This window comes from Bacteroides sp. AF25-5LB (assembly GCF_003602965.1).
In the GTDB taxonomy this organism is placed as follows: domain Bacteria; phylum Bacteroidota; class Bacteroidia; order Bacteroidales; family Bacteroidaceae; genus Bacteroides; species Bacteroides uniformis.
Map to the genome: position 1 here is coordinate 1 of NZ_QTMC01000015.1, position 24,145 is coordinate 24,145.

The 24,145-nt window shown below is 45.3% G+C and carries 18 protein-coding genes; 12 read left to right on the forward strand and 6 right to left on the reverse strand.

What is annotated here, in order from left to right; translation table 11 throughout:
- Positions 1-285 precede the first annotated feature (285 nt).
- The 7 genes from DWY57_RS15435 (at position 286) to DWY57_RS15465 (ending at position 6,648) form a co-directional block, all read left to right on the forward strand.
- Positions 286-1,041, forward strand: a complete 756-nt coding sequence (locus DWY57_RS15435) for a polyprenol monophosphomannose synthase (protein WP_117600756.1) — start codon at positions 286-288, stop codon at positions 1,039-1,041.
- Between the two features lie 44 nt (positions 1,042-1,085).
- A complete protein-coding gene (locus DWY57_RS15440) occupies positions 1,086-2,432 on the forward strand; it encodes a dihydroorotase (protein ID WP_117600755.1) in 1,347 nt (448 codons plus the stop codon).
- 33 nt (positions 2,433-2,465) lie between these two features.
- Positions 2,466-3,380: a vitamin B12 dependent-methionine synthase activation domain-containing protein gene (locus DWY57_RS15445; RefSeq protein WP_117600754.1), complete on the forward strand. Its 915-nt coding sequence runs from the start codon at positions 2,466-2,468 to the stop codon at positions 3,378-3,380.
- A 180-nt stretch (positions 3,381-3,560) separates the two neighbouring features.
- Entirely contained in the window at positions 3,561-4,046 is a 486-nt protein-coding gene (locus DWY57_RS15450; protein WP_117600753.1) for a sigma-70 family RNA polymerase sigma factor, read from the forward strand.
- 4 nt (positions 4,047-4,050) lie between these two features.
- Positions 4,051-4,677 (forward strand): hypothetical protein, encoded by a 627-nt coding sequence (locus DWY57_RS15455; RefSeq protein ID WP_005836003.1) that lies wholly within the window; start codon positions 4,051-4,053, stop codon positions 4,675-4,677.
- On the forward strand, positions 4,665-5,840 hold the full coding sequence (locus DWY57_RS15460) for a metallophosphoesterase (protein WP_117600752.1): 1,176 nt from the start codon (positions 4,665-4,667) through the stop codon (positions 5,838-5,840). The genes DWY57_RS15455 and DWY57_RS15460 overlap by 13 nt, the downstream gene beginning before the upstream one ends.
- A gap of 49 nt (positions 5,841-5,889) precedes the next feature.
- The gene (locus tag DWY57_RS15465) at positions 5,890-6,648 is read left to right on the forward strand and encodes a lysophospholipid acyltransferase family protein (RefSeq protein WP_009036804.1); all 759 of its coding nucleotides are present in this window, start codon (positions 5,890-5,892) and stop codon (positions 6,646-6,648) included.
- An 83-nt stretch (positions 6,649-6,731) separates the two neighbouring features.
- On the opposite strand, the gene DWY57_RS15470 is transcribed toward DWY57_RS15465, so the two are convergent.
- Positions 6,732-7,481 carry a DUF4369 domain-containing protein gene (locus DWY57_RS15470; RefSeq protein WP_117600751.1) on the reverse strand — a complete coding sequence of 250 codons (750 nt, stop codon included), beginning with the start codon at positions 7,479-7,481 and terminating at the stop codon, positions 6,732-6,734.
- Positions 7,482-7,614: 133 nt separating this feature from the next.
- Between DWY57_RS15470 and DWY57_RS15475 the strand changes: the two genes are divergently transcribed.
- The 5 genes from DWY57_RS15475 (at position 7,615) to DWY57_RS15495 (ending at position 14,173) form a co-directional block, all read left to right on the forward strand.
- Positions 7,615-8,850: an anaerobic sulfatase-maturation protein gene (locus tag DWY57_RS15475; RefSeq protein WP_117965517.1), complete on the forward strand. Its 1,236-nt coding sequence runs from the start codon at positions 7,615-7,617 to the stop codon at positions 8,848-8,850.
- 52 nt (positions 8,851-8,902) lie between these two features.
- Positions 8,903-11,068: a S46 family peptidase gene (locus tag DWY57_RS15480; RefSeq protein WP_119962027.1), complete on the forward strand. Its 2,166-nt coding sequence runs from the start codon at positions 8,903-8,905 to the stop codon at positions 11,066-11,068.
- Positions 11,069-11,207: 139 nt separating this feature from the next.
- Positions 11,208-13,367, forward strand: coding sequence for a S46 family peptidase (locus tag DWY57_RS15485; protein ID WP_087332684.1), 2,160 nt, complete (start codon positions 11,208-11,210; stop codon positions 13,365-13,367).
- A gap of 71 nt (positions 13,368-13,438) precedes the next feature.
- Positions 13,439-13,735, forward strand: coding sequence for a thioredoxin (trxA, locus tag DWY57_RS15490; RefSeq protein WP_005826711.1), 297 nt, complete (start codon positions 13,439-13,441; stop codon positions 13,733-13,735).
- A gap of 9 nt (positions 13,736-13,744) precedes the next feature.
- Positions 13,745-14,173 carry a thioredoxin domain-containing protein gene (locus DWY57_RS15495; protein WP_117965476.1) on the forward strand — a complete coding sequence of 143 codons (429 nt, stop codon included), beginning with the start codon at positions 13,745-13,747 and terminating at the stop codon, positions 14,171-14,173.
- 72 nt (positions 14,174-14,245) lie between these two features.
- On the opposite strand, the gene DWY57_RS15500 is transcribed toward DWY57_RS15495, so the two are convergent.
- The 5 genes from DWY57_RS15500 to DWY57_RS15520 all read right to left on the reverse strand — a co-directional run bounded on the left by DWY57_RS15500 (position 14,246) and on the right by DWY57_RS15520 (position 23,394).
- Positions 14,246-15,088, reverse strand: coding sequence for a histidinol-phosphatase (locus tag DWY57_RS15500; protein ID WP_117600748.1), 843 nt, complete (start codon positions 15,086-15,088; stop codon positions 14,246-14,248).
- Between the two features lie 45 nt (positions 15,089-15,133).
- The gene (locus DWY57_RS15505; RefSeq protein ID WP_119962028.1) at positions 15,134-17,023 is read right to left on the reverse strand and encodes an ABC-F family ATP-binding cassette domain-containing protein; all 1,890 of its coding nucleotides are present in this window, start codon (positions 17,021-17,023) and stop codon (positions 15,134-15,136) included.
- A 63-nt stretch (positions 17,024-17,086) separates the two neighbouring features.
- On the reverse strand, positions 17,087-17,893 hold the full coding sequence (locus DWY57_RS15510; protein WP_117600746.1) for a DUF3805 domain-containing protein: 807 nt from the start codon (positions 17,891-17,893) through the stop codon (positions 17,087-17,089).
- 430 nt (positions 17,894-18,323) lie between these two features.
- Positions 18,324-20,174 (reverse strand): SusD/RagB family nutrient-binding outer membrane lipoprotein, encoded by a 1,851-nt coding sequence (locus DWY57_RS15515; RefSeq protein WP_119962029.1) that lies wholly within the window; start codon positions 20,172-20,174, stop codon positions 18,324-18,326.
- A gap of 31 nt (positions 20,175-20,205) precedes the next feature.
- Positions 20,206-23,394, reverse strand: a complete 3,189-nt coding sequence (locus tag DWY57_RS15520) for a SusC/RagA family TonB-linked outer membrane protein (protein WP_119962030.1) — start codon at positions 23,392-23,394, stop codon at positions 20,206-20,208.
- Positions 23,395-24,145 lie beyond the last annotated feature (751 nt).

Genomic DNA, 24,145 nt, shown 5'->3' on the forward strand with positions numbered 1-24,145 from the left:
ACAAGGCTGGAGTAGTTGGGGCCTGCATGCTGGCACGGAGCAGAATGTTCGAAATTTAAGACGGCCATTGCCAGCATAATGGGATTGACAAAGAGCATACCAAGAACACAACTATCATATGCAAAAATATTGAAAAAGCAAGTCAGTAGTTGGTTACTGATAAAAGCACAAAGTGACGAAGCGGACTAATTCATAGCCCTCTGAGAATATACTGGAATAAAACTTTTCACTTTCGAACAAATGTATTACATTTGTTCCCAGTTATAACCCCCATTACCTATAAGTATGCAAATATCAGACAGCATTGTCATCATCCCCACCTACAATGAACGGGAGAATATAGAAAATATCATCCGTGCCGTTTTTGCTCTGGAACATGGTTTTCACATCCTTGTCATTGAAGACGGTTCGCCCGACGGAACGGCAGATATCGTCAGAACCTTACAGAAAGAGTTCCCCAAACGCCTCTTCATGGTGGAGCGCAAAGGAAAGCTGGGATTGGGAACAGCCTATATAGCCGGCTTTAAGTGGGCATTGCAACGAGACTATGAGTATGTATTCGAAATGGATGCCGACTTCAGCCACAATCCCCAAGACCTGCCCCGTCTCTACCGGGCCTGCTCCGAAGAGGGTGCCGATGTAGCCATCGGTTCACGTTATGTGAGTGGTGTGAACGTAGTGAACTGGCCCATGGGACGTGTACTGATGTCTTATTTTGCCTCCAAATATGTACGCTTCATCACCGGGTTGCCCATCCATGACACTACAGCCGGATTTGTATGTTACCGCCGCCGGGTATTGGAGACCATCAATCTGGACGGTATCCGCTTCAAAGGATACGCCTTCCAGATAGAAATGAAATTCACCGCCTACAAATGCGGCTTCAAGGTAAAGGAAGTGCCTGTCATCTTCATCAATCGCGAACTGGGCACCTCCAAAATGAACAGCAGTATTTTTGGTGAAGCCGTATTCGGAGTGATTCGGTTGAAATGGAACAGTTGGTTTCATAAATATCCTACTGTAGATAAGGAGATGAAGTGATGGGTGATAGAGTGATAGGGGTTTACTATAAATATTAGGAAGATATGAAAAGAACATTGATACATAACGCTACGATTGTCAACGAAGGACAATCCGTGAAAGGTTCCGTAGTGATAGAAGACGGGCGCATTGCAGAGGTACTGACCAACTGGAAACCTCTCTCTGCCCCTTGTGATGAAACCATAGATGCCACCGGATGCTATCTGTTGCCGGGCATCATCGATGACCATGTACATTTTCGCGATCCCGGGCTGACCCACAAAGCGGACATCCTCACCGAAAGCCGTGCGGCTGCCGCAGGTGGTGTGACCTCCATCATGGATATGCCCAATACAAATCCAGTGACCACTACACTGGATGCTTTGAACGCCAAGCTCGATTTACTGAACGAAAAGTGTATCGTAAACCATTCCTGCTACTTCGGTGCAACAAACAACAACTACAGCGAATTCGGCAAGCTGGACAAGCACCGTGTCTGCGGTATCAAGCTATTCATGGGTTCCAGTACCGGAAACATGCTGGTAGACAAGATGAACAGCCTGCTAAATATTTTCAATGGTACAGACATGCTGATTGCCGCCCACTGCGAAGACCAGGAAACCATCAAGAACAATATTGCCAAGTATAAGGAAATGTTTGCCGGAGAGAATGATATTCCCATAGGCAAGCATCCCTACATCCGCTCTTCGGCAGCATGCTATGCATCCTCTGAACTGGCAGTACGGCTGGCAAGAATTGCCGGAGCACGGTTGCATATCCTGCATGTGTCCACAGCTAAGGAACTGCAATTATTCAATGACTATTCACTTTCCGAGAAGCATATCACCGCCGAAGCATGCGTTGCCCATCTCCTCTTCACGCTCAGTAACTATCGCACATTGGGTACACGTATCAAGTGTAATCCTGCCATTAAGAAGCAAGCCGACCGCGATGCCCTGCGTGCAGCCGTCAACTCCGGCCTGATAGACGTAATAGCCACCGACCATGCCCCCCATCTGCTCGCCGAGAAAGAAGGGGGTGCTTTGAAGGCCATGTCCGGCATGCCGATGATACAGTTTTCGCTTGTCAGCATGCTGCAACTGGTAGATGAGGGAATATTCACTCTCGAGACCATCGTTGAAAAAATGTGCCATGCTCCCGCACAAATCTACCGCATCAACGAGCGCGGCTATATCCGTGAAGGTTACCGGGCAGACCTTGTGCTGGTACGCCCCGATACCCCGTGGGAAGTGACAGCCGACAAAGTTTTGAGCAAATGCGGCTGGAGCCCATTGGAAGGACATACCTTCAACTGGAAAGTGGAAAGGACTTTTGCCAACGGACATCCCGTTTATAGTGACGGTATGGTGGACGACGCTTATCGTGGCGAGGAACTGAGATTTGGAGAGTGAAGGCTAGAAATTAAGGATTAGAGATTAAATGGGATGAAAAGGACAATACTGGCACCGGGGCATGAATTGCTTTCGTATCGGATTCATGAAGTAACCCCTTACATCAACTGGATTTATTTCTTCCATGCCTGGGGCTTCCAGCCTCGCTTTGCGGCTATTGCCAACATCCATGGCTGCGATTCCTGCCGTGCACTTTGGCTGACGACCTTTCCCGAGGAGGAACGTACCAAAGCTTCCGAAGCCATGCAGCTCTTCAAGGAAGCCAATAGAATGCTCGGCCGACTGGACGAAACAATCTCCATCCATTGCATCTTCAGGCTTTGCCAGGCAAATGCAGACGGAGATAACCTCTTGATAGAAGGAACAACCTTCCCTCTGCTCCGACAGCAGACACCACAACCCGATGGCGGTCCATTTCTCTGTCTGAGTGATTTTGTACGTCCCCTCTCTTCGGACACACCCGACATCGTAGGGCTTTTCGCCTCTACCATCAGTGAAGAGGCCGAAGAGACTTACAAGAACGACCCTTACAAACATCTCCTTGTACAAACCTTGAACGACCGCCTCGCCGAAGCCGCCACAGAAAAGATGCACGAATATGTCCGCAAGGAGGCTTGGGGCTATGCCCCCGACGAATCCTTGTCCATTCCGGATTTGCTGGTCGAGAAGTACCAAGGCATCCGCCCCGCTGTGGGATACCCCTCCCTACCCGACCAATCCGTGAATTTCCTGCTGGACGAACTGCTCGGCATGAAACAGATAGGCATCACGCTGACTGAACATGGAGCCATGCACCCTCACTCCTCCGTCTGCGGCATGATGCTGGCACATCCCGCATCCCGATACTTTGCAGTGGGCAAGATTGGAGAAGACCAGCTGGAAGACTACGCCCGCCGCCGGGGAATGCCAATAGGGAATATACGGAAGTTTTTAGCCACTACAATATGAATAATGTGCTAATGTGCCTATATGCTAATGTGCCAATTGGTTGCGCTATATGTATATTGTGCTACCATGCCGCAGGTCATTGGCACATTAGCATATAGGCTAAAATAATCCTTTTTGAACTGTGATTTATCGCCCCTTTCCGCGACTAACAGTGCAAAGCAACTCGAAAGAAGCAAAAAGATGGAAAATGCAGAACAAGAGTTTGTATCCGTGGTACGAGAGTATGAGCGCGTGATATATAAGGTGTGCTATCTGTACACCACGCCCAACGCTACCCTCAACGATTTGTATCAGGAAGTGGTGCTCAACTTATGGAAAGCATTTCCCAAGTTCCGGCGGGAGTGCAAGATTTCAACATGGATTTACCGCATCGCACTGAACACGTGCATCAGCTTTATCCGCAAAGAAAAGAACATCCCCGAAATCGTTACCCTCAACCAAGAAGCCGACCGGACTGAAGAAACCGACGAGACACAAGCCATGCTACGGCAACTCTACCGGATGATAAACCGGCTGGGACAATTGGAAAAATCCATCATCCTGCTCTATCTGGAAGAGAAAAGCTACGAAGAAATTGCCGAAATCACCGGGCTGACTTTGACAAACGTTGCCACCAAGCTCAGCCGCATCAAGGACAAATTGAAAAAAATGAATAAAGAGGAATAGATATATGGAACTGGATGAACTGAAGAAATCATGGAACGCACTGAATGAACAGTTGCAGAAAGAACCGATTGCTGATGAACAGCAGATTACAGAACTGATTGCCGGCTACAAGGCAAATACCCGCAAAAGTCTGGGACGCCTTGTAGTCATACAACGCTTCTCTATCGGAATAGGAACGATATGTCTGGCTACCCTTCTTCTTATATGGCTGCTACTACCCACCTTCGGTTTCAACGAACAACTGCAAGAAAAGATTGTTCCCTTTTTAGGATTCATTGCCATCAGCATTCTCGCAGGCATGTGGTGGGACTGGAAAACATACCGTTGGAACAAGAATACACATATTGAAGAAATGAGTGTTGCCGAAGTCAGCCGCCGTATGACCACTTTCCGCCAATGGACCAAATATGAGGTGATGGGCATCTCCATCTGGATTATCCTTTTCAATATCCTCAATTATTGGGTGATGGAATATCATCTGATGTCCGTTGGCGTGCAAGCCATACTGATTACCCTCTTTGTAGTGTTTGATGCGTTGATTATCTATATTCTCTACAAAAAAGTGATTTATAAACATCTGGACAATATTAAAAAGAACATTGAAGAATTGAAAGATATATGCACCGAGTAACTCTTGTTTTCATCCTTTTCCTTCTCATCCCCGACCTTTACATTTACTTGGTTTATGTAGTAAGAAAAACCAGAAAGACATTTCTACGCAGCCTCTATTGGCTTCCCACCTTATTGCTGGCGGCAGGCTATGTTTACTTCATGTTCCTTACGGGTGACAATGCGATGTCAAACCATACGCAGGCTATAGGCAGACTGGCAATTACCATCATGCTGTTTGTCTTTCCAAAAACCATATTCATGCTTTGCTCGCTGGTGGGAGTACTGGCGCACTTCATCATCCGTCGTTGTCCCCGCAGCCCGTTCACCGCTATAGGACTGGTTTTGGCTGTCGTCAGCTTCTTCAATATCCTCTACGGAACTTTTGCAGGCATCACCCGTTTCGATACGAAAGAAGTAGAATATCGTTCTGCCAATATTCCGGAAGGTTTCGACGGCTACCGCATCGTGCAGATATCGGACATACACATCGGCAGTTGGCAGGGCAATCCGGAACCCATCAAACAATTGGTCGATTCAGTCAACGGACAGAAGCCGGACCTGATTGTCTTCACCGGTGACCTCGTGAACCAGCAGAGCCATGAACTGGATGGTTTCCAAGAAATACTCTCCCAACTGTACGCACCGGACGGAGTATACTCCATCCTCGGTAACCATGACTATGGCTCATACTATCACTGGCAAAGCCCGAAAGCAGAAATCGCCAATCTGGACTATTTAATCCGGCAGCAGAAAGCAATGGGATGGAAACTGCTGAACAATGAGCATGACATCCTTTATCACAAAGGTGACAGCATAGCCCTCATCGGTGTGGAAAACGATGGCGAGCCTCCTTTCTCCCAATTTGCAGACTTACCGCAAGCCATGCAGGGTACGGAAGGGATGTTCCAAATATTGCTCAGCCATAACCCTACCCACTGGAGGCGCGAGGTACTGCCCCAATCGGATATTTCACTGATGCTTGCAGGACATACCCACGCCATGCAAGGCATCTTGTTCGGACACTCCCTTGCCGAACTTATCTATCCGGAATGGAGAGGAATGTACTACGAAGGCAAAAGGGCTTTGTACGTAAATATTGGCATCGGCTATGTGGGACTGCCGTTCCGGTTCGGGGCATGGCCGGAAATTACAGTACTAAAATTAGTAAGAGAGAAAGAGTGACGAAATAAGAAAAAGGTATATCTTTGTAGCAATAAAAAATCCGACACCTATGAAGATACTTTATATCACTTATCAGGTTTGCTTTGCGTTGCCTATTTTATTGGTACTGACTATCCTTACAGCATTGGTCACCATTATCGGTTCGCTGATAGGGGGGGCGCATACCTGGGGGTACTATCCCGGTAAAATCTGGTCACAGCTCATCTGCTATATACTGCTTATTCCGGTGGAGGTGCATGGAAGGGAGAAAATACACAAACGTACTTCTTACGTGTTTGTGCCCAATCACCAAGGCGCCTTCGACATATTCCTGATATACGGATTCCTGGGACGGAACTTCAAATGGATGATGAAGAAGAGCCTGCGCAAAATCCCGTTTGTCGGTAAGGCATGCGAAAGCGCAGGACATATCTTCGTCGACCGTTCCAGTCCCAAGAAGGTGCTTGCCACCATGCGGCAGGCAGAATCATCTTTGAAAGACGGCGTATCACTGGTAGTATTTCCCGAAGGAGCACGTACCTTCACGGGACACATGGGCTACTTCAAGAGAGGTGCTTTCCAGCTGGCGGATGAACTGCAACTGGAAGTGGTACCCGTCACGATAGACGGCTCGTTCGAGATTCTTCCACGCACCGGAAAGTGGATACACCGCCACCGGATGATACTGACCATCCATGAACCTATTCCTCCCAAAGGGAAAGGGGCAGAAAACATCAAAGCAAGTATGAACGAGGCTTATGCGGCAGTGGAGAGTGCATTGCCGGAAAAGTATAAAGGGATGGTGAAGAACGAAGACCAAGACAGATAAAAACATAATGATAAACGGGAATGCCTGAATATCCTATCAAGATATTCAGGCATTCCCGTTTATCATTATCAACTCATTCCTATTTATTTCTGTCCTCCTACAGAAGCATTTTGCTTCATGCGCTTCTGCTCTTCAATCAGCTGCATGTTCTCCTTCGCCTTTGTAAGGAAATCTTTCACCAAAGTATTCTCTTTAAAAGACAAGGGAGCAGTTCTCATGATGTCCTCAATCTGCGGAGTCATCACCGGATAGGGCAGTGTGCTGCACATCATCATGAATACACTGGGACCCAGCACGTTCTCAAAGTTATCTACAATGAACTGACGGACGTAGTCGTTCATCTCCTTCACAAGTGTTTCGCCTTCCTTTGCCAACTGTCCATGCACATCATCCAGATTGGCACCGTCCAGCACCATACGCGCCTCTTTGCGTTCCAGCTCCTCTATCTTTACCTCTAGGGAATTGCGTTTGTCTATAAACTCGTACAACTTGTCATTCAAAGAGGTTCCTTTGGCAATCAACTGAGTATTGGAGATGGAAACTACGATTTTACCATCTTCCAGCACCAAAGGCATAATACCCTCTTGATCCATATAAAGAGTCACCATCATCACGGAATCGGTCCGGCCTTTCATCTTGAAATGCCCATGGATAACCTCTGCCGAGTCAACATTCACCCATTGCCCGTTCCGAAGCGTCTTGAGAAACAACATCTTTCCGTCAAGGCTGGTTACCGAAGAACTGCCCTCTATCTTATACTTGCGGTTGCAAGAAGTAAAGAGCACAAGCAGGAGCAAAAAGGGTAAAATGCGGTTCACACTCATTCTAATCATGCAAGAAACGATTTTTGAATTACACCCAGCAAAGGTATTAATATTCCTTATAAACCGGATAGAAAGAAAGGATTTTTCATTCGGTTTACGTATTTTTGCACAATTATAAATGATAAAAATAGAGAAAATATACATGTCAACCTATGCACCTTTTGCCAAACCGCTCTATGTAATGCTGAAACCGGTAGGTGCGGTATGCAATCTGGCATGCGATTATTGCTATTATCTGGAGAAATCCAAACTATATAGAGACAACCCCAAGCATGTAATGAGTGATGAACTTCTGGAAAAGTTTATCGAGGAGTACATCAACTCACAGACCATGCCCCAGGTTCTGTTCACCTGGCATGGCGGAGAGACACTGATGCGTCCGCTGTCTTTCTACAAACGGGCCATGGAGCTGCAAAGGAAATATGCCAACGGACGCACCATCGACAACTGCATACAGACCAACGGCACGTTGCTCACCGATGAATGGTGCCGGTTTTTCAAAGAAAACAACTGGTTGGTGGGCGTCTCCATAGACGGACCGCAAGAGTTCCATGACGAATACCGGAAGAACAAGCAGGGCAAGCCCTCTTTTGTCAAGGTGATGCAGGGCATCAACCTGCTGAAAAAGCACGGTGTGGAATGGAACGGAATGGCAGTGGTCAATGACTACAACGCCGACTATCCGCTGGACTTCTATAATTTTTTCAAGGAGATAGGATGCCATTACATCCAGTTTGCCCCCATCGTGGAGCGCATTGCCCCTCATGGGGACGGACGCCATCTTGCCTCCCTGGCAGACAAAGAAAAGAGCACGCAGCTGGCAGACTTCTCCGTCACGCCGGAACAATGGGGAGACTTCCTATGCGCCTTGTTCGACGAATGGGTAAAGCAGGACGTGGGGACTTACTACATACAGCTGTTCGACTCTACCCTTGCCAACTGGATAGGCGAACAGCCGGGTGTATGTTCCATGGCAAAGACGTGCGGCCATGCAGGTGTTATGGAGTTCAACGGAGACGTATATACCTGCGACCATTTTGTTTTCCCCGAATATAAACTGGGCAACATCCATCAGAATACACTGGTGGAGATGATGTACGGCGAACGGCAACAAGCCTTCGGACTGATGAAGCAACAATCGCTCCCCACCCAATGCAGGGAGTGTGAATGGCTGTTTGCCTGCAACGGCGAATGCCCAAAGAACCGTTTTGTATGTACAGCCGACGGGGAGCCGGGACTGAATTACCTTTGTGCAGGATATCATAAGTTCTTCAGTCACGCAGCCCCATACATGGACTTTATGAAGAACGAACTGATGAACCAGCGTCCGCCTGCAAACATTATGGAAGCAATAAGAAACAATGCCATCAAGCCATAAGCCCACAAGCGATAACAATGAAATTCAAAGACATTACTTAATAATTGATTATATGAAGATTACATTTAAGAAAGGTTTGCTTGCGGCCATTGCCGCACTGACAGTCTGCTCTGCGCGTGCAGACGAAGGAATGTGGTTACTGCAACTGATGAAACAGCAGAACTCCATCGACATGATGAAGAAACAAGGACTGAAGCTGGAGGCTGACGACCTCTACAATCCCAACGGCGTATCACTGAAAGATGCCGTAGGTATCTTTGGCGGCGGCTGTACCGGCGAAATCATCTCTCCGGAAGGACTGATTCTGACCAATCACCATTGCGGATACGGTGCCATACAGCAGCACAGCAGCGTGGAACACGATTATCTGACAGATGGTTTCTGGGCCATGAACCGTAGTGAAGAACTGCCCACCCCGGGATTGAAATTCCGTTTCGTGCACCGCATTGTAGACATCACCGACCTTGTCAACGCTAAAATAAAGGCAGGCGAAGTGACGGAAATCGATGCACTGACTTCCCCGTTCCTCAGCAAACTGGCAAAGGAAGAACTGGAAAAGAGCGATTTGAAGGGTAAACCGGGCATTGAAGTGCGCGCACTCCCCTTCTATGCAGGAAACAAATTCTATATGTTCTATTATAAGGTATACAGCGACGTGCGTATGGTTGCCGCTCCTCCCTCCTCGGTAGGTAAGTTTGGCGGTGAAACCGACAACTGGATGTGGCCGCGCCACACGGGCGACTTCTCCATGTTCCGCATCTATGCCGATGCCAACGGAGAGCCTGCAGAATACAGTGAAAGCAATGTACCCCTGAAAACGCCGAAGTTCTTGCCCATCTCCATCAAAGGCCTGAACGAGGGTGACTACGCCATGATTATGGGCTTTCCCGGCAGCACAGAACGTTACCTCACCCAGAGCGAAGTGAAGCAACGCATGAACGCCGTGAACCAGGCAATGATTGACATGCGCGGCGTACGCCTCGAAGTGCTGCGCAAGTATATGGATGCCAGTGACAAGACCCGCATCCAGTATGCCAGCAAGTTTGCCGGAAGCAGTAACTACTGGAAGAACTCCATTGGTATGAACAAGGCAATCATCGACAATGACGTGTTGGGCGCCAAAGCCGAAATCGAGAAAAAGTATGCCTCCTTTGCCCAAGGAAAACCCGAATACGAGGGTGTGGTAGAGAAAATTGATGCCATCATCGAGAAAAGCACCCCCACGCTGCGCCAGCTCTACTATACCAACGAAGCATTGCGCGGTGCTATCGAATTCGGCAGTACCTACCTCATTATGGATAACATAAAGAAAGCGCTCGAAGAGAAGAACGACTCATTGCTGCAAGCTTCGAAGAAGCAGTTGGAAAATGCATACGATGGCATCCACAATAAAGACTACGACCACGAAGTGGACCGCGCCGTAGCCAAAGCCATCCTGCCCGCCCTTGCCAAGGCACTGAACGCCAACGAGCTGCCCTCCTTCTACCAAACCATCAACGGAGAGTTCAAGGGTGACTACAACGCATACGTAGACAACATTTACGACAACTCCATCCTCTCCAACCGCAAGAACCTGGATAAATTCCTGGCAAAGCCCACCGTGAAAGCCATCGAGAAAGACCCTGCTACGGCTTACTCGCGCTCCAAGAACGAAAAGCTGCAGGAACTCGGAAAGCAATACATGGAACTGGAAAGCGGAATGGAACTGCTCCACAAGGCCTACATCCGTGGCTTGGGTGAAATGAAACAGCCCGTCCCCTCCTATCCGGATGCCAACTTCACCATGCGTCTGACCTATGGTAATGTAAAATCATACAGCCCGCGCGATGCCGTACACTACGACTACTATACCACTACCGACGGTATCCTTGAAAAAGAGAATCCCGAAGACCGTGAATTCGTAGTACCCGCCAAGCTGAAAGAACTGATTCAGAAGAAAGACTTCGGACGCTACGCCATGGCAGACGGCACCATGCCGGTTTGCTTCCTCACGACGAACGACATCACCGGCGGCAACTCCGGCAGCCCCGTCATCAATGGCGAAGGACAGCTCATCGGTACTGCTTTCGACGGTAATTGGGAGTCATTGAGCGGTGACATCAACTTCAACAATGACCTGCAGCGTTGCATTGCACTGGACATCCGCTACGTGCTCTTCATCCTCGACAAGCTGGGCAACTGCGGACATTTGATAAACGAAATGAACATCGTAGAATAAATAAAAGCCTCTGAGAAATTACTTCCCATACTGAATGGCATTCACTATACGACTGAATGCCATTCAGTCGTATACTTAACCCTATTCAGTATACGACTGAATAGCCCCCCTCTCAGATGCTCTTCTAACGCATATCATCATGAAAAGAATCCTATTATCATTATTCATTACATCTGCCTTTGCCACGGTTCACGCCGACGAAGGGATGTGGATGCTCACCGACCTGCAAAAGCAGAACGAAGTAGCCATGACGGAACTCGGCCTGCTCATCCCCGCCAACCAAATCTACAATCCCGACGGCATTGCCCTAAAGGATGCCGTGGTGCATTTCGGCGGTGGCTGTACCGGCGAAGTCATCTCTGCCGAAGGCCTGGTACTGACCAACCACCACTGCGGCTATGGCGCCATACAACAACACAGCTCGGTGGAACACGACTACCTAACCGACGGTTTCTGGGCTATGTCCCGCGAAGAGGAGCTTCCCTGCAAGGGACTCACCGTCACCTACATCGACCGGATACTGGACGTGACAGACTACGTAAACGAACAACTGAAAACCGACGACGACCCGAACGGCACCAATTATCTGTCTCCCAAATACCTGAAAACAGTAGCCGACCGCTTCGCCAAGTCCGAAGGCATCGCCCTGACACCCGGCCGCAAACTGGAACTGAAAGCCTTCTACGGTGGAAACAGATACTATCTATTCGTAAAAACCACCTATAGCGACATCCGCATGGTAGGTGCTCCCCCCTCCTCCATCGGCAAGTTCGGTGCAGACACCGACAACTGGATGTGGCCCCGCCACACGGGAGATTTCTCCATCTTCCGCATCTATGCCGACAAAGACGGGAAACCCGCCGCTTACAGCAAAGACAACGTCCCCCTGAAAGTGAAGAAACACCTCACCATCAGCCTCGACGGCTATCGCGAGGGCGACTTTACCTTCGTCATGGGCTTCCCCGGACGCAACTGGCGCTACATGATTTCCGACGAAGTAGAGGAACGCATGCAAACCACCAACTTCATGCGCCACCACGTGCGTGACGTACGCCAGAAAGCTCTGATGAAGCAGATGCTGCAAGACGATGCCGTACGCATCCACTATGCCAGCAAGTATGCATCTTCTGCCAACTACTGGAAAAATGCCATCGGTATGAACGAGGGTCTCGTCCGTCTGAAAGTATTGGACACCAAACGTGCACAACAAGAGGCACTCCTGGCACGCGGACGCTCGCTGAACGACAATAGCTATCAGCAGGCATTCGACCAGATACGCGCCATCGTAAAGCAACGCCGTCCAGCCCTCTACCACCAGCAAGCCATTCAGGAAGCGCTGGTGACGGGACTCGATTTCATGCGTATCCCCAGCACCGCAGGACTGGTATCTGCCTTGAAGAACAAGGACAAGGAACAGATTGCAACAGCTAAAGACAGTCTTCAGAAGGCAGCCGACCGCTACTTCGCCTCTGTCCCCTTCCCCGAAGTGGAACGTATTGTTGGCAAGGAAATGCTGAAAACCTACATGAAGTATATCCCTGCCGAACAACGCATCGGTATTTTCCAAATCATAGACAAGCGTTTCAAGGGCAACAGCGACGCTTTCATCGACGCCTGCTTTGAACATTCCATCTTCGGCAACAAGGAGAACTTTGCCAAGTTCATCCGCAAGCCCAGCCTCTACAAGATTAATACAGACTGGATGGTCTTGCTGAAATATTCCATCACGGACGGCCTGCTTCAGACCTCCATTGCCATGATGGATGCCAATAAAAACTACAATGCCGCCCACAAGGTATGGGTAAAGGGCATGATGGACATGAAACTTGCCAATGGTCAGCCCATCTATCCGGATGCCAACTCCACCTTGCGCCTGACCTACGGTCAAGTGCTCCCCTACGCTCCGGCAGACGGTGTGAAATATGATTACTACACCACTCTGAAAGGAGCCATGGAGAAGGAAGACCCCGACAATTGGGAGTTTGTAGTCCCCGCCAAACTGAAACAGCTGTACCAGGCAAAGGATTTCGGACGTTATGCCATGCCGAACGGCGAAATGCCCATCTGCTTCATTGTCAACACAGACAATACCGGTGGAAACTCCGGCAGCCCAGTGTTCAATGCCAAAGGAGAACTGATAGGTACCGGCTTTGACCGCAATTACGAAGGTCTGACTGGCGACATTGCCTTCCGTCCGTCCTCCCAACGAGCAGCATGTGTAGACATCCGCTACACCTTGTTCATCATCGACAAATACGCGGGAGCTTCGCATCTCATTGAAGAGATGACGATTAAATAATGATTTAGCGAACAAATCCTCCTCCTATTTTGTTATCATTACAAATAAATAAAAACAGAAAGGAAAAAATTATGGAAAAGTTTGAAGAATTGATACAATCAGAAAAACCCGTTTTAGTTGATTTCTTTGCAACCTGGTGTGGCCCGTGCAAGGCCATGCATCCGGTACTGGAAGAACTCAAAAACGAAATAGGAGATGCCGCCCGTATCGCCAAAATAGATGTAGACCAGCACGAAGAACTTGCTGCCCGCTACCGTATACAAGCAGTACCGACATTTATCGTATTTAAGAAAGGCGAAGCCGTATGGCGCCACTCGGGTGTCATCAGCGGTAAGGATTTGAAAGCCGTTATAGAACAAAACTCTTAACAAGAAGAAATGAAGAAGATTATAACAATAGTTGTCCTTGTGTTTTCCAGCATGCTGGCCTACGCTCAAACAAGCGGAGAGGTTGTCGTCATGAACAAAGCCATGTTTATCAAGAATGTGTTCGACTATGAGAAATCCCAGGACTGGAAATACAAGGGAAGCAAGCCTGCCATCATAGACTTATATGCCGACTGGTGCGGACCTTGCCGCATGGTGGCTCCCATTATGAAGGAACTGGCCAAAGAGTATGCCGATAAAATCGTTGTCTACAAAGTCAATGTGGATAAAGAAAAAGAATTGGCAGCGTTGTTCAATGCAACAAGCATCCCCCTTTTTGTATTCATCCCTATGAATGGAGAGCCTCAGCTCTTCCGCGGAGCAGCCGATAAGGCTACCTACAAAAAGGCGATTGATGACTTTTTACTGAAAACAGAATAGTTCATAATAGAAAGAAAAACTCCTGACTACCTTTACAAAAAGGCAAGTCAGGAGTTTTTGTATCCTATTCACTCAAAACACGATAGGCATCTCTTTCCATTCTCCTCCGTGTAGTTCCATCACCGATTCATATCCAGCTTTCCTCAAGGCACGCAAAGCTTCGGGACGTCCGTTGCTTATCCGTTCCGGATAGTGTGAATCACTGTTTACCTGCACACGTACACCCAAATCATGCAGGTAGGAGAAATACCGCTCATTGGGATAGAAAGTGCCCAAGTCATGATAGGCTTTGGTATTGACCTCTACCTGATAGCCGCGACGGGCAATATCTGCGAAATACGCCCTAACCAGCTCATCATACCAAGGCTCGTCCAGCAATCCCGGGCGATAGCATGCTGCATTGTAGTGCATCTTATCGGCATGGCCCACAATATCGAAACCTCCCAGCTCGAGCATCCTCGTCAACCGGCCGTAATAGAGACGGACCACATGCTCCAAATCACCGCAAAAATGTCCGTCTACAATGGTCTTAAAGGTATCCGCAGATACATCTACATCCACCACTTCCCCTTTGTCATTGTAGAGAAGATGTACAGAACCGATACGGTAGTCCAACGGCAACTCCCTGAAACGGGCGATGGACGGATTGCTCGCTTCATTCAGATAATCAATCTCCAGACCGATATACAGTTCGATACGTCCGGCATACTTCTCCTTCAGACGGTGGAATTCAGACAGATAATCGTCCATCCTGTCCCACTCCATAGTCCATGCCGTAGAAAAAGGCAATGGAGCATGCGATGAAAAGCCATAAGATGTAAAACCTTCACTCAATGCAAAACGCACAAAGTCCTCCATGCCGGCACGTCCGTCACAAAAAAGGCTATGGCTATGATAGTTCGTCAGATTTCCCACTTTCCTAATTCTATAATTTCAATTCTTAATTTTTAATTCCGGACTTCAGTTCGATTCTATCTCGCTCAACTCCAGCCAGCGCAATGTCTTTTCGTCAATCAAGTCCGACAGTTCCGGCAAACGCTTCGACTTCTCCGTCAGTTCGTCCACAGACAAGGTGCCGCTGCACAGAGCTTCTTCAATCACTTTCTTTTCAGTTTCCAGATCGGCTATCTCCTGTTCCAATTGCTCAAACTCGCGCTTTTCCTTGAAAGACATACGACGCTTATCGTTCAGACGCACCTTCGCCGTCTTATCCTCCTGAGCCTTGGTAACTTCCTTCTCTTTCTCCTTCTCCTGATGAGCTTTCGCATCTTTCCAGTCGCGGTATTGTGTATAGTTGCCAGGGAAGTCCCGGATGTCTCCTTGTCCGTTGAACACCAACAGATGGTCTACCACTTTATCCATGAAATAGCGGTCGTGGCTCACCACCATCACACACCCTTTGAAGTTCTGCAAATACTCCTCCAGCACATTCAGTGTCACAATATCAAGGTCATTGGTCGGCTCATCCAGCACCAGAAAGTTGGGATTGCGCATCAGGACCGTACACAGATAGAGGCGGCGGCGTTCTCCCCCACTCAACTTGTAGACATAGCTGTGCTGTGTCTCGGGAGTAAATAGGAAATGTTGCAAGAATTGCGATGCCGTCAGCTTCTTGCCGTTACCCAGTTCTATGACTTCGGCAATGTCCTGCACTACATCAATCACTTTCATCTGTTCGTCAAACTGCAAGCCGTCCTGCGAGTAGTAACCGAAACGGACTGTCTCGCCAATATCCAGCGTGCCGCTGTCTACCTGCTCCAACCCCATCAGTATCTTGATGAAGGTCGACTTGCCCGTACCATTGTTCCCAACGATACCCATTTTTTCGTAACGGGAGAAGATGTAGGAGAAATCATCCAGAATCTTCAAGTCACCAAAGGATTTGTACAGATGGTCTGCTTCGAATATCTTGCTGCCTATGTAAGAAGCCTTGACATCCAGTTTGACGTTGTCGTTGTTGAAACGCTGCTTAGCCACCTTCTCCAACTCGTAAAAGGCATCCTCCCGATAACGCGCCTTGTGTCCGCGGGCTTGCGGCATGCGGCGCATCCATTCCAACTCTGTGCGGTAGAGGTTGTTGGCACGCTCTATCTCCACAGTCTTTGCCTCGATACGCTCTTGGCGCTTCTCCAGATAATAGCTGTAATTGCCTTTATACTGATAAATCTGCCGGTTGTCTATCTCTACGATTTCGGAACATACACGGTCGAGGAAATAACGGTCATGCGTCACCATCAGCAAGCTGAGGTTGTTCCGGCGGAGATATTCCTCCAACCACTCCGTCATATCGAGGTCGAGGTGGTTGGTAGGCTCGTCCAATATCAACAAATCGGGTTCAGTGATAAGAGTATTGGCAAGTGCCACACGCTTCAACTGCCCACCGGACAGGTATTTTACGTGCTGACTGAAATCACGTATCTTGAGTTGGGATAGAATCTGCTTTGCCTTCTGTTCGTACTCCCAAGCCTTTTCATGGTCCATACGCACCAGAATTTCGTCCAAACCGGGATGCCCCTCCGTCTCCATGCAACGTTCATACTCCTTGATTAACTCGACAGTACTGTTGCCATGATGAAAGCACGCTTCGAGCACGGTCAGCTCTTCTGGGTACTGCGGGTCTTGTTCCAGATAACCCACACGCAAGTCACGACGGAAGGAAATGGTGCCACTGTCATACCCTTCCTTGCCAGAAAGGATATTGAGCAACGTTGTCTTGCCACTGCCGTTCTTGGCTATCAGTCCGACACGCTGTCCCTCGGACAAGCCCAAAGAGATATTTTCGAATAGTACCAAGTCACCGAACGACTTGGTCAGGTTTTCCACCTGAAGAATTGAATTTACTGCTGCCAATGCTTTAATAGTTGATAAATGAAAATTGAAAGTTGAAACTCACAGTACCAAGATGACCGGACCTTAGAACAAGGAGCTGTATACCTCCGGCAGATTCACTTTACCTCCTGCCTTTACTTTGCTCCAAACCAGCTTCATGGGGTCTATCCATTCACCGGTAGACGTATTCAGCAATATGGGCGCTTCCCGGTTTCCATCCACCAAGGTACGCCATTCCATACCATCCACTTCATTGGCGAAAATAACACAAAGCACAATGCCAAAAGCCAGCCACGCATCTTTCTTTTTAGGGCTGATGTTGCTTTCTTCCATCATCTGCTGCATCTTGGCAATGTCTTCCTCCGCTCCTTGAAAATCCTTCTTCAGTAACTCCTTTACAGTAGTATCCACCCACTCGTATGCTTCGTTAATCTGATAGATTTCCGAAAGCCGCACCGGAATTATCTCCGCCGGATACTTCATCCCATCCTTACGCGTTTCCAGCGAAGCGATAATCTTCTCCGCTTCTGCAACCGACTCTCCCTTCTTCACCGTAAACGAACATTCAAAGGCAACTTCATCCGCACCCGTTATCCATAAATGAGAAGTATAGTACGCACCTTCTTCCTCGAACATCTCCTTACTATATGCACATTCCATCCGGCCTATCCTGACCGGAGTGGCAGCGGAGTTTTCCCGCAACTCTTGCTTCACGGAGTCCTTGCCATATGTAGCATTCCCTTTGAAAGCCGAAATGCGAAAATTACCGGTCCACTCATTGGGATTATAGAAAAGGAAAGAACCTTCCCCATCTTCGAATTCATTCCAGTCTGCCGGGTAAGTCATGGAAAACCATGCTCCCGGAGAGATAAATTTCTTGCTTTGTTCCATATATAGACTAATCTTTGCAAAGACAGTTCATACCATCTTAGCTATTTTTCGCAAAGATAGTGTAAACCGAATGCAAAATAAAATGAACTTGTTCATTTTTTATGCTGAGGTGCAGCCTATCTTCGCTTTTAGAGCAAAAGTAACATTACCGCCGTTGATATGCAAACAAACGAAACAAAAAACAGCCGATTCTCACGAACCGGCTGTTCCAATCATCATCTATGAATGAAGACCATTAGAGCCTTCAATATCTTTATTCAATTAAACTAAAGTCAAAATGAAATCCATTAAATTTCTAATTCGGATGCAAAGATAATCAATGGAATACATACAATCCTAAGATTTTAAGAATATTAAATTAACATTCTATAAATAGATGGCTGAATAGGTTTGCCATCCCGATAATGCCAACCGTAATTGAACTTTCTTTTTATTCCTGATTTGAATCCCACCACACAGGCAATGTACAAATAAGATTATTATTATACCATCCTTCACCAAGCTCAGCAGCTCCTGGAACTTGGGCACCAATGGCTGCTAGATTAGTGGTATTATATGTCAGCTCATAAGAAGCTTGCTTCCAACGACGAGGCGACTTATCTTCCGGGCAGTAAGTAAATCCTGCTGGAGTATTCCTATAATAATACGATTTATCCCAATTCATGAATATATTCGTATCATAATCACAACGACGCATATCATTCCAATTCTCATTAGAATATGGCATTGCCAACATCTTCTGAGTCAAAATTTTACCGAGAGTAATATCTGAAGAATTTCCTAGTGCATTATTCAAGAAATTATCAATATCAGTTTGTTCAATATGAGTAAACGAGGGGCAAGACTCCAATTTTCCATCCTCTGAAGTCCACACGCCAATCTGATCATTAACAAAATCAATACTTGCTTTAACACCTTCTTTATAGGCAATAAATGCTCCCGATTTATCGCCTTGACGGAAAAGCGTCTCTGCTTTGATAAAACAAGCTTCGGAATACGATGCCATAAGGGATGGACTTGTTGGACGGGCATAAAACACTCCGCTCAGCGCAGAAGTGTCATAAGATTTATTACGACGATAAAGGATATCTACACCGCCTGCGTATCCCGTACCACCACAAGTTGTCCACACATAAATAGTATCTCCTTTACGAGTTGGGCTATCACAATACCAACTCTGGGTAGTTACATCAAATGACAAAGCATATGGACCTGATTGACTTAAAATATCAGTTTGCATATCAACCCCCATAGAACGACGCCACAAACCGTCCTCTGACCATTTTATATCAATAGGGGTTGCAGGACCTTTCATAGAACGAGTCCAAGGGATAAACTTATCAGCACGTGGATCTTCTATTCCCTTTCCATCAAAGTTAGTCAAATTATCATAATAGCATTTAGTTATATAAATATTACTATTCATACCAATACAAGAATAGAGAGCAGAATAATCTATCGGCTCATTCCAGCCCAATACATCATGAGAAGGTGTATTAGTATCCGTATGTTTTATAACAGTATTATCAGCATTACTTTGTTGAGCTTTAGCTAAACAATTCAGAATTTCCGGAGCATCATATTTGCCATCTTTATAATTTCCAGCCTCTTTCTTGACTAAATGATTCAGCCAGCGTGCTTTAAGAAGATAACACATTTTCAGCCATTTATCTGCATCACCACCATTCCAAGAATCGCCTTCTACCAAATCCACTGGTGTAACATTATTTATTGCCTCTTGTTGTCTAGAAAACAACTCAATAGCTTCATCAATATCAGTTATACAACCAAGGAATATTGTTTTACCATTATCATAAACAGGAGAAGGATTTTCTCCAAATGCATCATTATAAGGGATTTCTCCAAATAAATCAGTAAGCATCATAAAACCATAAGCACGAAAAAATTTGGCTGCACCTGCATAGTGATAAGCACCAGCCTCCATTGCCTGATTATATAAATCATTACAATTCACACCTACCTGAGTAAAAAACCACTGTTGCGCATTAGCAGCACGAGTTGAAGAATCAAGTTGCCATTTAGCCGCCCCTCCTTCGCGTGCATTGTTACGATAGAAATGACCACAATAAAAACTAGTATTCGAGGCTACAATATGGTAAATATGTTCCATATAAAATTGCATCCAAGGTAAACGCTGATGGAACTCAGCATCAGTAGATATAGGAGTATTTGGATTGGTGTTGACATCCAACCAGTCATCACATGCGGAGAGCGCGACACAAGCTGCAACTCCGAGAATTATTTTCTTGTATAGTTTCATATTATTCAATTTTCATACAGTTAAACAATATTTAGAAAGTCAGATTAACACCAAAAGCAAAACTTGCTGTCGCAGGAACTCCACAATAATCAATACCTACTGAGGATGAGCCTACTGCACCCGATCCAGCTGCTGCAACTTCCGGATCACCGTTATAATTAGTGAAAAGAAGAAGATTATTAGCCGTTGCCGTAATTGAGGCACGTTTTATAACTTTTGTTTTGGCAAGTAACGTTTTTGGCAAATTATATGAGAGTGAAATAGTACGAAGACGAAGTGCATTCACCTTTGTCATGAAGTTTGCTGTTTCATTAGGATAAATATCCTGATAATAATTAGCTATAATTGTTTTACCGCTGGTTTCTTTACCATTATAAGTATATGTTTTATTAGCTTCGAAAGTATTCGTTACAAATTCACCATTTGTATTTACACCTGAAACCTCTATTTTTTCCCGGTTGGCAGAGAACTCACTCACACCCGCAAGCGTCATAGCATATTCCGTTCCATTATAAACATGCCCACCTACACGAAAATCCCACAACATATTCAATGACACCCCTTTATAAGTAATAGTATTATTCCATCCACCAGAGAATGTAGGTTCACGATTACCTATTTCAAGATTGGCATTAGTTCCTTTAGTCGGAAGCCCATTCTTGTCTAATACAACTCGACCTTGGTCATCACGTTTCCATTCACTACCGGAAATTGCCATAAAATTACCATTAGGGAAAGAAGCCGCTTTAGCATTACCAACTTGTACATCAGTCACATAAAGAATTTCTACACCTTCAAGCAGATTTTTCACTGTACCACGATTACCACTGACATTAATAGTTGATTCCCATGTCCAATCCTTAGTTTGAATAGGTGTACCGCCAATACTTAACTCCATGCCTTTATTATAAACGTCACCTGCATTAACAGAACGGAGAATATAACCAGTTGCATTTGACAGACGAGGTGACATAATCTGATTATACGAATTATTGGTATAGTAGGCGTAATCCAACTTCAGACGATTATTAAAAAAGCGCAATTCAATACCCAATTCAGTAGATTCCGTAATCTCGGGTTTTAATGCAGCATTACCAGCAGTCCAATAATTACTTACCCCAGTAAGGCCACCAAGGAATGACTGACTGGGCCACAATGCTGTTTCCAACGAATACGGACTCGTATCTTTGCCTACACGCGCCCAGCTCGCACGTACTTTGCCGAATGATAACCAATCTATTTTAGGAAGAAATTCTGTAAACACAATACTGCCACTTACCGAAGGATAAAAATAAGAACGATTCTCAATTGGCAATGTAGAAGACCAATCGTTACGTCCTGATACTGTCAAAAACACTGTATTCTTCCAATCAGCACGGAATTCACCAAATGTACCAATAAGGCGTTTTTGAGAACGTGAACTTGAAAAATCACGGTTATCATTCGTTGCATTGTCAAATGCGTAAAAATCAGGAATTTCAAAGTTCCAAGCCATTCTATAGTTAGTCCAAGTCCGAGTATCGTCAGTAGATGTACCAAGCATCAAGTTAAAGTTAAAGTCTCCAAACTGTTTATTGAAATTCATCATTAAATTCGTAGAAAGATATTTATACCGATAAGAATTTTCGCTATACATACCTTTTTGCCATGCCAATTTATATACTCCACCAGCAGCAAGAGTCTTTGAATCATCTGTAGTGTAAGAGTCAATGCCCATACGATAACTAATCCACCACCAATCTGCAATATCAGCCTTGATACTAAAATTACCCGTGAAACGCTCAGTATTATCTTTCAACTTATTCTTATTAAGAATCCAGTATGGATTATCGCGTTCATCAACAACATCAAGACGATCTCCAAACATACGATAGCGAGTACCGTCTTCATTCAAGTAGTGTTTCATATCATCAGTAGGAGACCAACGGTATACCCCCGTCATGGTACCAGAACCACTTGAACCATATAACCCAGCAGAGGTCAATGTTTTATCAGTGTTTGCTTGAGAATATGCTACATTTGCACCGAATGTGAGCATTCTCCACTTTTGTTCACCATTAAAACGGAACGTTGCTTTCTCATAACCAGTATTAGGAATTATACCATCTTGATTATAATAAGAGCCTGAAAGATAAAAATTACTATTTTTAGAACCACCAGCCACGCTTATATTGGTATCCCATGCACCACCTTGTTGAAAAAAGTCATCTATATTATCATAGGTTGCTGCCTCATTGTCAATAGGTGCTCCCCATGAATTATAACTAAAATCATTATAAGTCGTTCCAGTATATTTTCCATCGGTGTACTGATCTTCAGCAAACCCTCTTCCATATTTCCGTTGTGTTTTAGGAAGAGAAGTAGCCCATTGCGTGATATACTTAGTGGAGAAATTCACCTCAACGGCTCCCTCCTTTCCTTTTTTGGTTGTAATAATTACAACACCTGCAGCAGCACGTGAACCGTAAAGAGCAGCAGCAGCCGGACCTTTAAGAACTGACATGTTTTCAATATCCTCAGGGTTTATATCCATTACACGATTAGAATTGGTAGAAGCTGTCGATAAACTACCATCAAAAGCAGAGTTACCAACTACTGTAGTAGAGTTATCATAGATTACACCATCAACAACAAATACTGGTTGATTGTCACGTTCAAGCGAAGTCCCACCACGAAGAATGATTTGAGAACCGGCACCGGCAGCACCACCTCCTTGCGTAATATTAACACCAGCAATTTTACCAGCCAAAGAGTTAATCGGATTCACACTTTTATTTTTCATAAGCTCTTCCGCATCTACATCATCAATGGCATATCCCAAAGATTTCCGGTCTTTCTTAATACCCATAGCTGTCACTACCACTTCATCCAATGTTTGCGAATCATCTTGCAAAGTCACTGAATACGAAGAAGCATTTGTCACTTTAAGCATAGCAGTTTTATATCCAATAAAGGATATCTCCAATGTGCTACCCGCCGGCGCTTCTACAGAGAATTTTCCGTCAACGTCCGTCACGGCACCGGTACCAGAACCTTTTACCAGCACGCTGGCACCGATGATTGGTTCGCCCGCTGCATCTAAAACTTTACCTGTGATTTTCTTGGCTTGCTGAGTACTTTGGGAACTAAGTACACTTTCAACAGCTGCGTTGGCTGCAAAAGGCATAGCTGTCCCAAACAATGCAAGCAACACTAATGATAAGCAATAATTTCTTTTCATAAGCTCTATTATTTGGATTTATTTGCAAACATATGAATTAATTTAGGAATTTCACTATCAATCAAATTAAAAATTATTAAATTAATATTAAAATACTTGTATTTGTAGTTTTGCAAAGTTTTAAGTATTTATTTAGTATTTATTAATTGCATTAACTTTAAATCATATTGATGCTATATTTACAAATAATACAACTTAACAATATTAAAATAAAGAATATAGTGTACGAATTAATAATATATACTAATATTATAAGATATTTGATTTACACATTAAAGTATATGTGTAATTATTTTCACTAAAAAAACTTGATTATGTGGAAATACCAACATGAACAAAGATTTCAAAAGCAAAAAAGGTAAAATGATTCATAAGTTCATCAAAAAATAGTGTTAGACTATTAATAGCAGTAAGTTTTACTTGTAAGTTATATTAACATTTTTCTTTTTAGCATAATGCTAATATATATAAATTGTAAATAGCGAAAGTTGCTGTTGGTCAGTATTCATTTGAAAGAGTAGCTTGAAACAATATTTTGGAAAATAGCCATTCGACATAAGCTTTATTATGTGCAAGTTATATGTAAAAAGGTTGTGTACATATTTATCATTCTTATTTTCAACAATTTATAATTAGCAAGAAAGGTAATTTACTAGTGAGAGATAGTAATATTAAGTATAAAACTTAGTTCCCAAAGTACTCAGCAAGCCAAGAAAATCACAGGTAAAGTTTTAGATGCAGCGGACGAACC

Coding starts and splice junctions, on each gene's coding strand:
- DWY57_RS15450 (WP_117600753.1), top strand. CDS start 3,561: ATGGAAAATGCAGAACAAGAGTTTGTATCCGTGGTACGAGAGTATGAG.
- DWY57_RS15460 (WP_117600752.1), top strand. CDS start 4,665: ATGCACCGAGTAACTCTTGTTTTCATCCTTTTCCTTCTCATCCCCGAC.
- DWY57_RS15445 (WP_117600754.1), top strand. CDS start 2,466: ATGAAAAGGACAATACTGGCACCGGGGCATGAATTGCTTTCGTATCGG.
- DWY57_RS15440 (WP_117600755.1), top strand. CDS start 1,086: ATGAAAAGAACATTGATACATAACGCTACGATTGTCAACGAAGGACAA.
- DWY57_RS15475 (WP_117965517.1), top strand. CDS start 7,615: ATGTCAACCTATGCACCTTTTGCCAAACCGCTCTATGTAATGCTGAAA.
- DWY57_RS15435 (WP_117600756.1), top strand. CDS start 286: ATGCAAATATCAGACAGCATTGTCATCATCCCCACCTACAATGAACGG.
- DWY57_RS15495 (WP_117965476.1), top strand. CDS start 13,745: ATGAAGAAGATTATAACAATAGTTGTCCTTGTGTTTTCCAGCATGCTG.
- DWY57_RS15510 (WP_117600746.1), bottom strand. CDS start 17,893: ATGGAACAAAGCAAGAAATTTATCTCTCCGGGAGCATGGTTTTCCATG.
- DWY57_RS15520 (WP_119962030.1), bottom strand. CDS start 23,394: ATGAAAAGAAATTATTGCTTATCATTAGTGTTGCTTGCATTGTTTGGG.
- DWY57_RS15480 (WP_119962027.1), top strand. CDS start 8,903: ATGAAGATTACATTTAAGAAAGGTTTGCTTGCGGCCATTGCCGCACTG.
- trxA (WP_005826711.1), top strand. CDS start 13,439: ATGGAAAAGTTTGAAGAATTGATACAATCAGAAAAACCCGTTTTAGTT.
- DWY57_RS15515 (WP_119962029.1), bottom strand. CDS start 20,174: ATGAAACTATACAAGAAAATAATTCTCGGAGTTGCAGCTTGTGTCGCG.
- DWY57_RS15470 (WP_117600751.1), bottom strand. CDS start 7,481: ATGATTAGAATGAGTGTGAACCGCATTTTACCCTTTTTGCTCCTGCTT.
- DWY57_RS15455 (WP_005836003.1), top strand. CDS start 4,051: ATGGAACTGGATGAACTGAAGAAATCATGGAACGCACTGAATGAACAG.
- DWY57_RS15465 (WP_009036804.1), top strand. CDS start 5,890: ATGAAGATACTTTATATCACTTATCAGGTTTGCTTTGCGTTGCCTATT.
- DWY57_RS15485 (WP_087332684.1), top strand. CDS start 11,208: ATGAAAAGAATCCTATTATCATTATTCATTACATCTGCCTTTGCCACG.